Raw genomic sequence first — 12,931 nt, forward strand, 5'->3', positions numbered from 1 at the left:
TCAGGGCAGGGTACATGGAAAGAAATGTCACGCTGGATTTCGTTCGTGGCGTCGCGATTCTGGGTATTCTGCTTCTGAATATAAGCGCCTTCGGTTTGCCGAAGGCCGCTTACCTCAATCCCGCCTGGTATGGCGATATCACTCTCCGCGACGCCTGGACATGGGCGATACTGGATCTCTTTGCTCAGGTCAAATTCCTCACCCTGTTTGCGCTGCTGTTCGGGGCAGGTCTTCAGCTGTTACTGAAACGTGGTAAACGCTGGATCCAGGCCCGGCTCTCTCTGCTGGTGCTGTTCGGGTTTATTCATGGGCTGCTGTTCTGGGATGGCGACATTCTGCTGGCCTATGGGCTGGTAGGGCTGATCTGCTGGCGCATCATCCGCGACGCACACGACGTCAAAAATCTCTTCAATACCGGCGTGGTGCTGTTTCTTATCGGCGTGGCTATATTGCTACTGCTGGGGGTTATCTCCGGCGGCTCGACCAACCGCTCCTGGGTGCCGGATGCGGCGAACCTGCAATATGAGCAGTACTGGAAGCTGGGCGGTGGACTGGAAGCCATCAGCAACCGGGCGGATATGATCGGCAACAGTTTACTGGCGCTCGGCGCACAGTATGGCTGGCAGCTGGCGGGGATGATGCTGATCGGCGCCGCGCTGATGCGTACCGGCTGGCTGAAGGGCGAGTTCAGCCCGCGCCACTATCGCCGTACCGGGATGTGGCTGGTGCTGGTGGGGCTGGCGATCAACCTTCCGGCGGTGATCGCCCAGTGGTATCTGCACTGGGATTATCGCTGGTGCGCATTCCTGTTGCAGGCGCCGCGTGAGCTGAGCGCGCCGTTTCAGACGATTGGTTATGCCGCGCTCATCTACGGTTACTGGCCGCAGCTCTGCCGTTTCAGGCTGGTGACGGCGGTGGCCTGCGTGGGGCGCATGGCGCTCAGCAACTATATTTTACAGACGCTGATCTGTACCACCCTGTTCTATCAGCTTGGCTTATTTATGAAGTTCGACCGGCTACAGCTGCTGGGGATTGTCCTGCCGGTGTGGCTGGTTAATATTCTATTCTCCGTCCTCTGGCTGCGCCATTTCCGTCAGGGGCCGCTGGAATGGGTATGGCGACAATTGACCATACGTGCGTCAGGCGTTTCATCAAGCCATACATCCGGATAACGATCTGGATCACAATCATTAACAAAACCGATGTAACCGTTTTCATCCTTGTGACCTTCTTCACGTAGTCCTCGCCTTGTCGCTGCCAGAATAGGCACCTTGCTAAACACAGGGGGTGTCTGTGAGTCGCTGCAATCTAAATAAGGGTGGTGAATATGATCACCATTCGTGACGTCGCGCGTCAGGCGGGCGTTTCTGTCGCCACCGTTTCCCGGGTTCTTAACAATAGCGCACTGGTCAGCCCGGAGACGCGTGAATGCGTGATGAAAGCCGTCACGGCGCTGGGCTACCGGCCTAATGCGAACGCCCAGGCGCTGGCGACCCAGGTCAGCGACACCATCGGTGTGGTGGTGATGGACGTGTCAGATGCGTTCTTTGGCGCGCTGGTGAAAGCCGTCGATATGGTGGCGCAGGAGCACCAGAAAAACGTGCTGATCGGCAACAGCTATCACGAGGCGGAAAAAGAGCGCAACGCCATTGAGGTGCTGATTCGTCAACGCTGTAACGCATTGATCGTGCATTCAAAAGCGTTAAGCGATGAGGAACTTTCCGCGCTGATGGAGCAGATCCCCGGCATGGTGCTCATTAACCGCATCGTTCCCGGCTATGCCCACCGCTGCGTCTGCCTCGATAACGTCAGCGGAGCGATGATGGCCACGCGGATGCTAATGAACAACGGGCATCAGCGTATCGGCTATCTGGCCTCCAGCCATCGCATCGAGGACGACGATATGCGCCGGGAAGGCTGGCAGAAAGCGCTGCTGGAACAGGGCATTACGGGGTCGGAAAGCTGGATCGGCACCGGCGCTCCGGACATGCAGGGCGGAGAGGCAGCGATGGTGGAGCTGCTCGGGCGCAACCTGCAGCTGACCGCGGTCTTTGCCTACAACGACAGCATGGCGGCGGGCGCGCTCACGGCGCTGAAAGACAACGGCATTGCGGTGCCGCAGCATCTGTCATTGATTGGTTTTGATGATATTCCGATTGCCCGTTACACGGACCCTCAGCTGACGACGGTTCGCTACCCCATCGCCTCCATGGCCCGGCTGGCCACAGAGCTGGCGTTACAGGGGGCCGCCGGGAAGCTGGATATCAATGCAACACACTGTTTCATGCCAACTTTAGTGCGTCGCCACTCCGTTGCCATTCGGCAAACTGTGGTGCCGATCACTAACTAATAATTCGCCGTGATGTAACCGTTTTCAATTTGTGAGTAAATTCACAGTAACTTAACAATGCGCTGTCTATGATGTCAGCGTTTTAGCAACTGAAACGCTATGTAACGGTGATTAATCACTTTGACCATAGCTGAGGTCCGTTAAACATCCAAAAAAACGCATTCTGGAGCGTTACCGACCAAGGAAGATAGAAATTTTATAAGTGGACTTCGGCCGGCAGTAACGTTTCTTTAACATGTGCCCGCCGAGCGTTATTCACACGAACTACCCTGCATAAAAATCGGAGATATCATGAATAAGAAGGTGTTGACTCTGTCTGCTGTTATGGCAAGCATGCTTTTCGGTGCCGCCGCGCACGCTGCAGATAGCCGTATTGGTGTGACTATCTATAAGTATGACGACAACTTCATGTCCGTTGTGCGTAAGGCAATCGAGAAAGAGGGTACAGGCGCACCAGACGTACAGCTGTTGATGAATGACTCCCAGAATGACCAGTCCAAACAGAACGACCAGATCGACGTTCTGCTGGCGAAAGGCGTAAAAGCTCTGGCAATCAACCTGGTTGACCCGGCAGCAGCAGGCACTGTTATTGAAAAAGCACGCGGCCAGAACGTGCCGGTTGTGTTCTTCAACAAAGAACCTTCCCGCAAAGCGCTGGATAGCTATGACAAAGCCTTCTACGTCGGTACCGACTCCAAAGAATCCGGCATTATTCAGGGCGACCTGATTGCCAAACACTGGGCCGCTAACCCGAACTGGGATCTGAACAAAGACGGTCAGGTACAGTTCGTACTGCTGAAAGGCGAGCCAGGCCACCCGGACGCTGAAGCACGTACCACCTACGTTATCAAAGAGCTGAACGACAAGGGTCTGAAAACCCAGCAGCTGGCTTTAGATACCGCAATGTGGGATACCGCTCAGGCGAAAGACAAGATGGACGCATGGCTGTCCGGCCCGAACGCGAACAAAATTGAAGTGGTTATCGCCAACAACGACGCGATGGCAATGGGTGCGGTAGAAGCTCTGAAAGCACACAACAAATCCTCTATCCCGGTATTTGGTGTGGATGCCCTGCCTGAAGCGCTGGCACTGGTTAAATCTGGCGCAATGGCGGGTACCGTACTGAACGATGCAAACAACCAGGCGAAAGCCACCTTCGATCTGGCGAAAAACCTGGCAGAAGGCAAAGGCGCGGCTGACGGTACTAACTGGAAAATTGACAACAAAGTTGTTCGTGTACCGTACGTTGGCGTAGATCAGGAAAACCTGGCGCAGTTCACCGGTAAATAAGTTATAGCATTCCACTGGGCGCAGTTTCTGCGCCCTTTTATCACGCGACGCGAGGCCGAGAAGGTATAATTATGGTCAGCACAACGACTCAGTCGTCCGGTGAATACTTGTTGGAAATGAGCGGTATCAACAAGTCTTTTCCCGGTGTTAAAGCACTGGATAATGTTAATTTAAAAGTACGGCCTCACTCCATTCACGCCTTAATGGGTGAAAACGGTGCGGGTAAATCAACATTATTGAAATGCTTATTTGGGATCTATCAAAAAGATTCTGGCAGCATTCTTTTTCAGGGGAAAGAGATCGATTTCCATTCCGCCAAAGAGGCGCTGGAAAACGGTATTTCGATGGTTCACCAGGAGCTTAACCTGGTACTTCAGCGTTCTGTTATGGACAATATGTGGCTGGGTCGTTATCCGACCAAAGGCGTATTTGTTGATCAGGACAAAATGTATCGCGACACCAAAGCTATTTTTGATGAACTGGATATTGATATCGATCCGCGCGCGCGCGTCGGTACATTGTCTGTTTCACAAATGCAGATGATCGAAATTGCCAAGGCCTTCTCCTATAACGCCAAAATCGTGATTATGGACGAGCCTACCTCTTCATTAACGGAGAAAGAGGTGAACCACCTGTTCACCATTATCCGTAAACTGAAAGATCGCGGTTGCGGCATCGTTTATATCTCTCACAAAATGGAAGAGATCTTCCAGCTTTGTGATGAAATCACCGTGCTTCGCGACGGGCAGTGGATCGCCACCCAGTCACTGGAAGGGCTGGACATGGACAAGATCATCGCCATGATGGTTGGCCGCTCCCTGAACCAGCGCTTCCCGAACAAAGAGAACAAGCCGGGCGAAGTGATTCTGGAAGTGCGCAACCTGACTTCACTGCGTCAGCCTTCCATTCGCGATGTTTCCTTCGATCTGCATAAAGGGGAGATCCTCGGTATTGCCGGTCTGGTGGGGGCCAAGCGTACCGATATCGTCGAAACGCTGTTTGGCATCCGCGAGAAATCCGCCGGGACCATTACCCTGCACGGTAAAAAGATTAATAACCATAACGCCAACGAAGCTATTAACCACGGCTTTGCGCTGGTGACCGAAGAGCGTCGCTCGACCGGTATTTATGCCTATCTGGATATTAACTTTAACTCCTTAATTTCTAATATTCATAATTATAAAAATAAAATCGGTTTGTTGGATAATTCCCGCATGAAGAGCGATACCCAGTGGGTGATTGACTCCATGCGCGTAAAAACCCCTGGACACCGCACGCAAATTGGCTCGCTTTCCGGTGGTAACCAGCAAAAGGTTATTATTGGACGCTGGTTGTTAACCCAGCCAGAAATTCTGATGCTGGATGAACCAACCCGCGGTATCGACGTTGGTGCAAAATTTGAAATTTATCAGCTGATTGCTGAATTAGCTAAGAAAGATAAAGGGATTATTATTATTTCTTCCGAAATGCCGGAATTGTTAGGGATCACAGATCGTATTCTGGTTATGAGCAATGGTCTCGTTGCCGGAATTGTTGACACCAAAACGACAACGCAAAACGAAATTTTGCGTCTTGCGTCTTTGCACCTTTAAGATCAGGGGCTCCTCATGAGTGCGTTAAATAAGAAAAGTTTTCTTACTTATCTGAAAGAAGGCGGTATTTACGTTGTTCTTTTAGTCTTACTGGCCATTATTATTTTCCAGGATCCGACTTTCTTAAGTCTGCTGAACTTAAGTAACATTCTGACCCAGTCTTCGGTGCGTATTATTATCGCCCTCGGCGTGGCAGGTCTTATTGTCACCCAGGGTACTGACCTGTCAGCCGGCCGTCAGGTTGGTCTGGCGGCGGTTGTTGCGGCAACGCTTCTGCAGTCGATGGAAAACGCCAACAAGGTCTTCCCGGAAATGGCAACCATGCCCATTTTCCTGGTGATCCTGATTGTCTGTGCCATTGGCGCGGTCATCGGTCTGATTAACGGCATCATCATTGCGTACCTGAACGTAACGCCGTTTATCACCACCCTGGGTACCATGATCATCGTTTACGGTATTAACTCCCTGTACTACGACTTCGTGGGCGCATCACCGATTTCCGGTTTCGACAGTGGATTCTCGACCTTTACGCAGGGCTTTATCGCGATGGGCAGTTTCCGCCTCTCCTACATCACCTTCTACGCGCTGATTGCCGTGGCGTTCGTCTGGGTGCTGTGGAACAAAACCCGCTTCGGTAAGAACATCTTTGCTATCGGGGGTAACCCGGAAGCGGCAAAAGTCTCTGGTGTTAACGTGGCGCTGAACCTGCTGGTTATCTATGCCCTGTCGGGCGTGTTCTACGCCTTCGGTGGTCTGCTGGAAGCGGGCCGTATCGGCTCTGCCACCAACAACCTCGGCTTTATGTATGAGCTGGATGCCATCGCCGCGTGCGTCGTGGGTGGCGTGTCGTTCAGTGGTGGTGTGGGTACTGTGCTGGGTGTGGTAACCGGTGTGATCATCTTCACCGTTATCAACTACGGCCTGACCTATATCGGCGTCAACCCGTACTGGCAGTACATTATCAAGGGCGCCATCATTATCTTTGCGGTAGCGCTGGACTCCCTGAAGTACGCGCGTAAGAAGTAAGATTTCGGTTAGCAAAAAACCCGCCTTGTGCGGGTTTTTTTATGCCCGGCGGCGCTGCGCTTGCGCGGGCCTACGGGGTAATGTAGGCCGGGTAAGGCGAAGCCGCCACCCGGCGGGGGTTACTTCTTCTTCTGCATCTCAAGCAGCTGTTCTGGCGTGACCGCCGGATAACCCTGGGCATCGGCCGGGACTTCCGTCATCGTCGGGATCGGCACCAGCGGGCCTAAGAAGCGCGGTTCGCGTTTAAAGATGTAGAGATCCGCCAGCGCCCCCAGGCGTGCGCCAAACTCGCGTACCCGCACGGTGAGCATATCTTTTGGCGATGGAACGGCATAACACTGGGCCTGAATGCCCATATGCAGGGCGATAAACAGCGCGCGTTCGCAGTGGAAGCGCTGGGTAATGATGATGAAATCGTTGGTATCAAATACCTTACGGGTGCGAACTATCGAATCGAGGGTTCTGAAACCGGCGTAGTCGAGCACGATATCGGCCGGATCAACCCCTGCGGCAATCAAATCCTTACGCATGGTGACCGGCTCGTTATAGCTCTGGAGCGCGTTGTCACCGCTCAGCAGCAGATAATTCACTTTGCCGCTGTTATAGGCGTTGAGCGCCCCCTGAATGCGGTAACGGTAATACTGGTTGATCACCCCGGTGCGGTAATACTTGGCGGTGCCCAGCACCACGCCGACCTGCCGGTAGGGCAGATCCTGAAGGTCATCAAAGATATAAGGAGCCGTTTTCCAGCTCATCCAGCGGTCGAGGCCCAGCGCAGTCAACAGCACGATGCCGATCAGGACAACCAGGCTGTAAAACACGCGCTTTAACATACAGATGACTCTTACCAAAGGTGAAATTTCACTCAGGCTACTTTACCCGTCTGGTAAGCGCAAGAAAGGGCGATTTAATTGGGGGGATTTTCATCAGTTGTGCGGGCATGGCTGCCCGCATCATACGCTTAGCCCAGCAGGACACGATCAATGTTGCTACAACCCAGCGCCCGCAGCGTGGCCGCAGTGGCATCCCACTGGATCAGCGGTGCATCGGCTTTCTCCGCCAGAATGGCGCGCTGGATATCCGGGTAGTCATAACCGTTTAGGCTGAGCAGGTTCAGCGCACCCTGTAACGGCGGCAGCGTCGGGTTAAAGGCGGCGTTTTCGGCATAGCTGCCGGTAAAGATTCGCCCGTCACGACACTCCAGCGCCACGCCGCTCGGCGCGTTGCTGTATGGCGCGTGTGCTTTATTGGCGGCAAGAATAGCAGCCTGGCTCAGTTCATCTCCGCTCACGGCATAACCGTGGTCCTGCTCGTCCATCAGCAGCGATTTGATCTCTAGATCTTTCGGTCCGAAGGCATCGGGCAGATAATCCGCCAGCGTATGCTGGGCGCGGCCCGGCAGGTTGATGCGCAGCGCTAATCCGCTGTTGAGTTCGTTCATAAACTGACGGCAGTGGCCGCATGGGGTGTAGTTGACGGTGATCGCCTCCAGGGCTTGTTCGCCGCGCAGCCAGGCGTGACTGATGGCGCTCTGTTCCGCATGAACGGTCTGCTGCATGGTAGCGCCGAGAAACTCCATATTGCCGCCGAAGTACCAGGTGCCACTCACGCCCCGGGCAATGGCGCCGACGTTGAAATGGGAAAGATCGGCGCGGGCGCAGGCCGCCGCCAGCGGCAGAAGCGCAAAAGCCAGCGCGTCATCATCCAGATCCGTGGCACGTTTCAGTGCGGCGACCTGTTCAGCCGTCAGCAGGGCGGGGAAGTGTGCATCCGCCAGAACCGGGGCCAGGGCTGACTGCAAATTCTCTGCTAGCTCGGCAAAAGCTGATTGAAAACGTGGATGCATGGCGTTGCCTCATAAAGGTTAATGGATCGGTAGTTTACGGAGCCGCTGGGGCTTTATATGTGACTTAGATCTCATTATGTGTGCAACTTATGAAACTCAGATTAAAAATGCGCGACGCGTCGCAAATTTTAGCCCACCACAGCCAGAATTATCGGGAACAGGAAAGGGGCGATTAGCGAGGTCAAAATCCCGCAGATCACCAGCGCCAGCGAACTGAAGGCACCTTCCTGATAATCCAGCTCCGCACAGCGGGCGGTGCCGAGGGCGTGTGAGGCGGTGCCCATCGCCAGCCCACGGGCAGATTTGGTGCGAATGCGCATGGCATTCAGCAGCGTATGGCCTAACACCGCACCCAGAATACCGACATAAATGACGCACACGGCGCTGATCGCCGGAATGCCGCCGAGGCTGCCGCCCACCGCCATTGCAATCGGCGTGGTCACCGATTTGGGCAGAATGGAGGCGGCAATTTCGGGTGTCGCCCCCATCAGCAGCGCCACCGAGGTGCCGGTGATCATCGCCACCACGCTCCCGGCGAGACAGATGGTAATAATCGATTTCCAGCGGGCGCGGATCTGGTGCAGTTGCTCATAAAGCGGAAACGCCAGCGCGACCACCGCAGGCTGGAGCAGATCGTTGAGAACTTTGCTGCCCTGGAAATAGTGAGCGTAAGGGATGCCGGTTAACAGCAGGAAAGGGATGATCACCACCATCGCTACCAGCAGGGGATTAAGAAGAGGAAACTTCAGGCGCACCGCCAGCTTGCGGGCGGCGAAGAAGACCGCCACGGTGAGCGGCAACGACCACCAGATATTCGCCATCATTTTTTCTCTCCTTTCTGTCCAATCACTTTGCGCTCCCCGTGCGCCAGGTGGGTGCTCCAGCTCACCACTAAAAACACCACCAGCGTACTGATCGTGCAGGAGACGAAGATCGGGCCAAACTGCGCGCTCAGCAGATCGTAATACTGCATCACGCCCACACCGATGGGGACGAACAGAAGGGCCATATAGCGGATCAGGACCGAGCAGCCTGGCTTGACCCAGTTTGCCGGAAGGATCTGTAAGGCAAGCAGCACAAACAGGATCAGCATGCCGATAATACTGCCGGGAATGGCGATCGGCAGCAGGGAGGCGAGAAAAATACCTGCATAGAGGCAGGCATAAATAAGGATGAAGGCGCGCAGGTATTGCCAGACAACGATCAGTGATTTATTCATGGTGGAAGCCCTTAATGGAACGCATTCATCATACAATTAAAACCGGAAACGTGCTACGGATCACATCATGACTTTTGAACATACCAGACATTCCCATTTGGAACCTCGGGCATTCCCCCAGCCAGAAGGGTAAAAACATTATAAATCAGCCCGGTTCCACGAGCCCTGAAACAGGGCTTTCCACCGTTACACAGAGCAGATACCATAGCGCCTCTTTTTTTACGGATATTGATATGCGTGTATTACTGGCACCGATGGAAGGCGTGCTCGATTCGCTGGTGCGCGAGCTGCTGACTGACGTTAACGATTATGATCTCTGCATCACCGAGTTCCTGCGGGTGGTGGATATGTTGTTGCCGGTAAAATCGTTTTACAGACTCTGTCCGGAGCTGCATCGCCAGAGCCGCACCGCCTCCGGTACGCTGGTGCGCGTCCAGCTTCTGGGACAATACCCCGAATGGCTGGCAGAAAACGCCGCGCGTGCCGTCGAGCTGGGCTCCTGGGGCGTGGATCTTAACTGCGGCTGTCCGTCGAAAATGGTCAACGGCAGCGGCGGCGGCGCCACGCTTCTGAAAGATCCCGAGCTTATCTACCGTGGCGCAAAAGCGATGCGCGAGGCGGTGCCCTCGCATCTGCCGGTGACCGTGAAGGTACGCCTCGGCTGGGACAGCGGCGACAGGCAGTTTGAAATTGCCGACGCCGTGCAGCAGGCGGGGGCGACTGAGCTGGTGGTTCACGGGCGCACCAAAGAAGATGGTTACAAAGCCGAACGCATTAACTGGCAGGCTATCGGCGAGATCCGTAAGCGGCTGACCATCCCGGTGGTCGCTAACGGTGAAATCTGGGATCGCGAGAGCGCGCTGGCCTGCATGGCCGCCACCGGCTGCGATGCCATCATGATTGGGCGCGGGGCGCTCAACGTCCCTAACCTCAGCCGGGTGATTAAATACGATGAGCCGCGCATGCCGTGGGCGGATGTCGTCACGCTGCTGAAGAAGTACTCCCGCCTCGAAAAGCAGGGCGACACCGGCCTGTATCACGTGGCGCGTATCAAGCAGTGGCTAAGCTATCTGCGCAAAGAGTATGACGAAGCCCTGGCGCTGTTTCAGGAGATCCGTACCCTGCAAACCTCGGCCGATATCGCCCGGGTGATTCAGGGGAAATAGCAGTACGGTCAGCATCACCTTTTTTGCGGCGCGCATTGTGGCACCGAACGACACAGTGAAATTGCGCAAACGGGATGCCAGTCCGGGCCTTTGCTGGATATGTAAAGGTATGACAAATTGTGGATTGCCACCGATTCCTAAACAAAGGAGGCGAGGCGGGCGTATTTTGCACCCTTCTTTTTTCGGTGAATAACGTCATGAATCGTTCGACTTTTTATTTTTGCTGCCTGCCTCTCTCCCTGCTTCTTGTTGCCTGCGCCCCGGGCCACGATACCGCAGCCTCGCTTAATCAACAGATCCCCGCTGCGAAAATCGATACCGGCCTGGCTGCCGGCCAGTGGCCTAAAGATAGCTGGTGGGAAGATTTTCACGATCCAGAATTAAATAAGCTGATTACCAAAGCCCTGGCCGATGCGCCGGATATGACCATTGCCCGTCAGCGCATCGCCCTTGCCGAAGCGCAGGCCAAAATGGCCATGGCTGCCGATGGCCCGGAGGTTAATTTCTCTGCCGATGCAGAGCGCCAGAAGATGTCAGCCGAAGGGTTGATGGGGCCCTTCGCGATAACCGATCCGGCGGCCGGAACCACCGGCCCCTGGTACACCAACGGCACCTTCGGCCTGACCGCTGGCTGGGATCTGGATCTGTGGGGTAAAAACCTCGCCCAGGTGGAAGCCCGCATCGGGAAGGTCAATGCACAACAGGCGGAGCTGCAGCAGACCCGTCAACTGCTTGCCAGCAGCGTGGCGCGTCTTTACTGGGACTGGCAGACCCAGGCGGCCATCGGGCATCTCTTAACCGCCATCAAACAGGAGCAGCTCAAGATTATCGGTACCGACCGGGAGCTATACCAGCATGGCATTACCTCTTCCGTGGAAGGGGTGGAAACCGACATTAGCGCCAGTAAAACCGATGAGCGACTGGCGGAGGTGAAGGGGAAAATGAAAGCCATCGAGGCGCGTCTGGCGGCGCTCACCAACTCCCCGACGGTGAAGCTCACCCCGCATGCCTTGCCCACTGTGGAGAGCAATCTGCCGTCGACCCTCGGCTATGAATTACTGGCTCGCCGCCCTGATTTACAGGAGGCGCACTGGTATATCGAAGCCTCCCTGCATGAGGTGGATGCGGCGAAAGCGGCCTTCTATCCCGATGTAAACCTGATGGCCTTCTTGCAACAGGATGCGCTGCACCTAAGCGATCTGTTCCGCTCCTCGGCGCAGCAGATGGGCGTCACCGCCGGTCTGACCTTGCCAATTTTTGACAGCGGACGCCTGAATGCGAATCTTGATATTGCCCAGGCGCAAAGCAATCTGTCGATTGCCCACTACAACAAAGCGGTGGTGGAGGCGGTCAATCAGGTGACCCGCTGCGCCAGCGACGTTGAAACGCTGATGGCAAAAAATAAACATCAGCAGCGCGTGGAAGCCGATGCCGCCCGGGTCGTGGCCCTGGCGCAGGCGCGTTTCAACGCCGGGATTGTCGCAGGCTCGCGCGTCAGCGAGGCCAGAATCCCCGCCCTGCAGGAACAACTCGCCGGGATTGCGCTGCAGGGGCAATACGTGGATGCCACCCTGCAACTCACCTCTGCGCTCGGCGGCGGCTATCACCACGGGTGAAAAGTGAGAAGTAACTATACTTATCTCTTTGTCTTCTTTTCTGGAGGTGAGTATGGGTTCAACCAATCGTGTGGCTATTGTAACGGCATCAGATTCGGGAATCGGCAAAACCACTGCGCTGATGCTGGCGGAGCGTGGGTTTGATATTGGCGTGACCTGGCACTCGGATGAAGAAGGGGCGATGAAAACCTGTCGCGAGATCGAGGCGCGCGGGCAGCGGGCAGAGGCCATCCATCTGGATCTCAGCCAACTGCCGGACGGGGCGAAAGCCATCGAGACGCTGATTGAACGTTTCGGCCGTCTTGACGTGCTGGTCAATAACGCTGGAGCGATGACCAAAGCGCCGTTTCTTGAGATGGAATATGACCAGTGGCGATCCATTTTTAGCGTCGATGTGGACGGGGCATTTCTCTGTTCGCAGATCGCCGCCCGGCAGATGGTGAAGCAGGGGGAGGGGGGACGTATCGTCAATATCACCTCGGTGCATGAACACACGCCGCTGCCGGAGGCCAGCGCTTACACCTCAGCCAAACACGCCCTCGGCGGCCTGACCAAGTCGATGGCGATGGAGCTGGTTCACCATAACATTCTGGTGAACGCCGTGGCGCCGGGCGCCATTGCCACTCCGATGAATGACATGGACGACAGCGAAGTGAAGCCCGGCTCCATGCCCAACATTCCACTGGCAAGGCCGGGGCATACCAAAGAGATTGCCAGCCTGGTCGCCTGGCTATGTGACACCGACGCCAGCTACGCCACCGGACAGTCATTTATCGTCGATGGCGGCTTTATGCTGGGCAATCCACAGTTTAAACCGGAGCAGTAA

Annotated in this window: 12 protein-coding genes; 8 read left to right on the forward strand and 4 right to left on the reverse strand. The window is 55.3% G+C overall.

The window, feature by feature from the left end; genetic code table 11:
• Window positions 1–14: 14 nt before the first annotated feature.
• From yeiB to mglC, 5 genes are all read left to right on the forward strand, one after another.
• Window positions 15–1,172, forward strand: coding sequence for a DUF418 domain-containing protein YeiB (yeiB, locus tag B3X29_RS00755; protein WP_103180329.1), 1,158 nt, complete (start codon window positions 15–17; stop codon window positions 1,170–1,172).
• Window positions 1,173–1,327: 155 nt separating this feature from the next.
• Window positions 1,328–2,350, forward strand: coding sequence for an HTH-type transcriptional regulator GalS (gene galS / locus B3X29_RS00760; RefSeq protein WP_159339591.1), 1,023 nt, complete (start codon window positions 1,328–1,330; stop codon window positions 2,348–2,350).
• A 291-nt stretch (window positions 2,351–2,641) separates the two neighbouring features.
• Entirely contained in the window at window positions 2,642–3,640 is a 999-nt protein-coding gene (mglB, locus tag B3X29_RS00765; RefSeq protein WP_103180326.1) for a galactose/glucose ABC transporter substrate-binding protein MglB, read from the forward strand.
• Window positions 3,641–3,711: 71 nt separating this feature from the next.
• Complete coding sequence (gene mglA, locus B3X29_RS00770) at window positions 3,712–5,232, forward strand: galactose/methyl galactoside ABC transporter ATP-binding protein MglA (protein WP_159339590.1); 1,521 nt, start codon at window positions 3,712–3,714, stop codon at window positions 5,230–5,232.
• A 15-nt stretch (window positions 5,233–5,247) separates the two neighbouring features.
• On the forward strand, window positions 5,248–6,258 hold the full coding sequence (gene mglC / locus B3X29_RS00775) for a galactose/methyl galactoside ABC transporter permease MglC (protein ID WP_103180322.1): 1,011 nt from the start codon (window positions 5,248–5,250) through the stop codon (window positions 6,256–6,258).
• 119 nt (window positions 6,259–6,377) lie between these two features.
• Here mglC and sanA read toward each other — a convergent pair whose 3' ends face one another.
• The 4 genes from sanA to B3X29_RS00795 all read right to left on the reverse strand — a co-directional run bounded on the left by sanA (window position 6,378) and on the right by B3X29_RS00795 (window position 9,323).
• On the reverse strand, window positions 6,378–7,091 hold the full coding sequence (sanA, locus tag B3X29_RS00780) for an outer membrane permeability protein SanA (protein WP_103180320.1): 714 nt from the start codon (window positions 7,089–7,091) through the stop codon (window positions 6,378–6,380).
• 128 nt (window positions 7,092–7,219) lie between these two features.
• A complete protein-coding gene (cdd, locus tag B3X29_RS00785; RefSeq protein ID WP_159339589.1) occupies window positions 7,220–8,104 on the reverse strand; it encodes a cytidine deaminase in 885 nt (294 codons plus the stop codon).
• A 128-nt stretch (window positions 8,105–8,232) separates the two neighbouring features.
• On the reverse strand, window positions 8,233–8,928 hold the full coding sequence (locus B3X29_RS00790; RefSeq protein WP_103180317.1) for a CidB/LrgB family autolysis modulator: 696 nt from the start codon (window positions 8,926–8,928) through the stop codon (window positions 8,233–8,235).
• A complete protein-coding gene (locus B3X29_RS00795) occupies window positions 8,925–9,323 on the reverse strand; it encodes a CidA/LrgA family protein (protein ID WP_103180316.1) in 399 nt (132 codons plus the stop codon). Before B3X29_RS00795 ends, B3X29_RS00790 begins: the two co-directional genes overlap by 4 nt.
• 233 nt (window positions 9,324–9,556) lie before the next feature.
• On the opposite strand from B3X29_RS00795, the gene dusC reads away from it, so the two are divergent.
• The 3 genes from dusC to B3X29_RS00810 all read left to right on the forward strand — a co-directional run bounded on the left by dusC (window position 9,557) and on the right by B3X29_RS00810 (window position 12,931).
• Window positions 9,557–10,489 carry a tRNA dihydrouridine(16) synthase DusC gene (dusC, locus tag B3X29_RS00800; protein ID WP_159339588.1) on the forward strand — a complete coding sequence of 311 codons (933 nt, stop codon included), beginning with the start codon at window positions 9,557–9,559 and terminating at the stop codon, window positions 10,487–10,489.
• 197 nt (window positions 10,490–10,686) lie between these two features.
• Window positions 10,687–12,105: a multidrug resistance outer membrane protein MdtQ gene (gene mdtQ, locus B3X29_RS00805; RefSeq protein ID WP_159339587.1), complete on the forward strand. Its 1,419-nt coding sequence runs from the start codon at window positions 10,687–10,689 to the stop codon at window positions 12,103–12,105.
• 52 nt (window positions 12,106–12,157) lie between these two features.
• The gene (locus B3X29_RS00810) at window positions 12,158–12,931 is read left to right on the forward strand and encodes an SDR family oxidoreductase (RefSeq protein ID WP_103180306.1); all 774 of its coding nucleotides are present in this window, start codon (window positions 12,158–12,160) and stop codon (window positions 12,929–12,931) included.

Source organism: Leclercia sp. UBA5076, from assembly GCF_002416465.1.
In the GTDB taxonomy this organism is placed as follows: domain Bacteria; phylum Pseudomonadota; class Gammaproteobacteria; order Enterobacterales; family Enterobacteriaceae; genus Enterobacter.

Coding starts and splice junctions, on each gene's coding strand:
- galS (WP_159339591.1), top strand. CDS start 1,328: ATGATCACCATTCGTGACGTCGCGCGTCAGGCGGGCGTTTCTGTCGCC.
- B3X29_RS00790 (WP_103180317.1), bottom strand. CDS start 8,928: ATGATGGCGAATATCTGGTGGTCGTTGCCGCTCACCGTGGCGGTCTTC.
- sanA (WP_103180320.1), bottom strand. CDS start 7,091: ATGTTAAAGCGCGTGTTTTACAGCCTGGTTGTCCTGATCGGCATCGTG.
- mglA (WP_159339590.1), top strand. CDS start 3,712: ATGGTCAGCACAACGACTCAGTCGTCCGGTGAATACTTGTTGGAAATG.
- yeiB (WP_103180329.1), top strand. CDS start 15: ATGGAAAGAAATGTCACGCTGGATTTCGTTCGTGGCGTCGCGATTCTG.
- mdtQ (WP_159339587.1), top strand. CDS start 10,687: ATGAATCGTTCGACTTTTTATTTTTGCTGCCTGCCTCTCTCCCTGCTT.
- dusC (WP_159339588.1), top strand. CDS start 9,557: ATGCGTGTATTACTGGCACCGATGGAAGGCGTGCTCGATTCGCTGGTG.
- B3X29_RS00795 (WP_103180316.1), bottom strand. CDS start 9,323: ATGAATAAATCACTGATCGTTGTCTGGCAATACCTGCGCGCCTTCATC.
- B3X29_RS00810 (WP_103180306.1), top strand. CDS start 12,158: ATGGGTTCAACCAATCGTGTGGCTATTGTAACGGCATCAGATTCGGGA.
- mglB (WP_103180326.1), top strand. CDS start 2,642: ATGAATAAGAAGGTGTTGACTCTGTCTGCTGTTATGGCAAGCATGCTT.
- mglC (WP_103180322.1), top strand. CDS start 5,248: ATGAGTGCGTTAAATAAGAAAAGTTTTCTTACTTATCTGAAAGAAGGC.
- cdd (WP_159339589.1), bottom strand. CDS start 8,104: ATGCATCCACGTTTTCAATCAGCTTTTGCCGAGCTAGCAGAGAATTTG.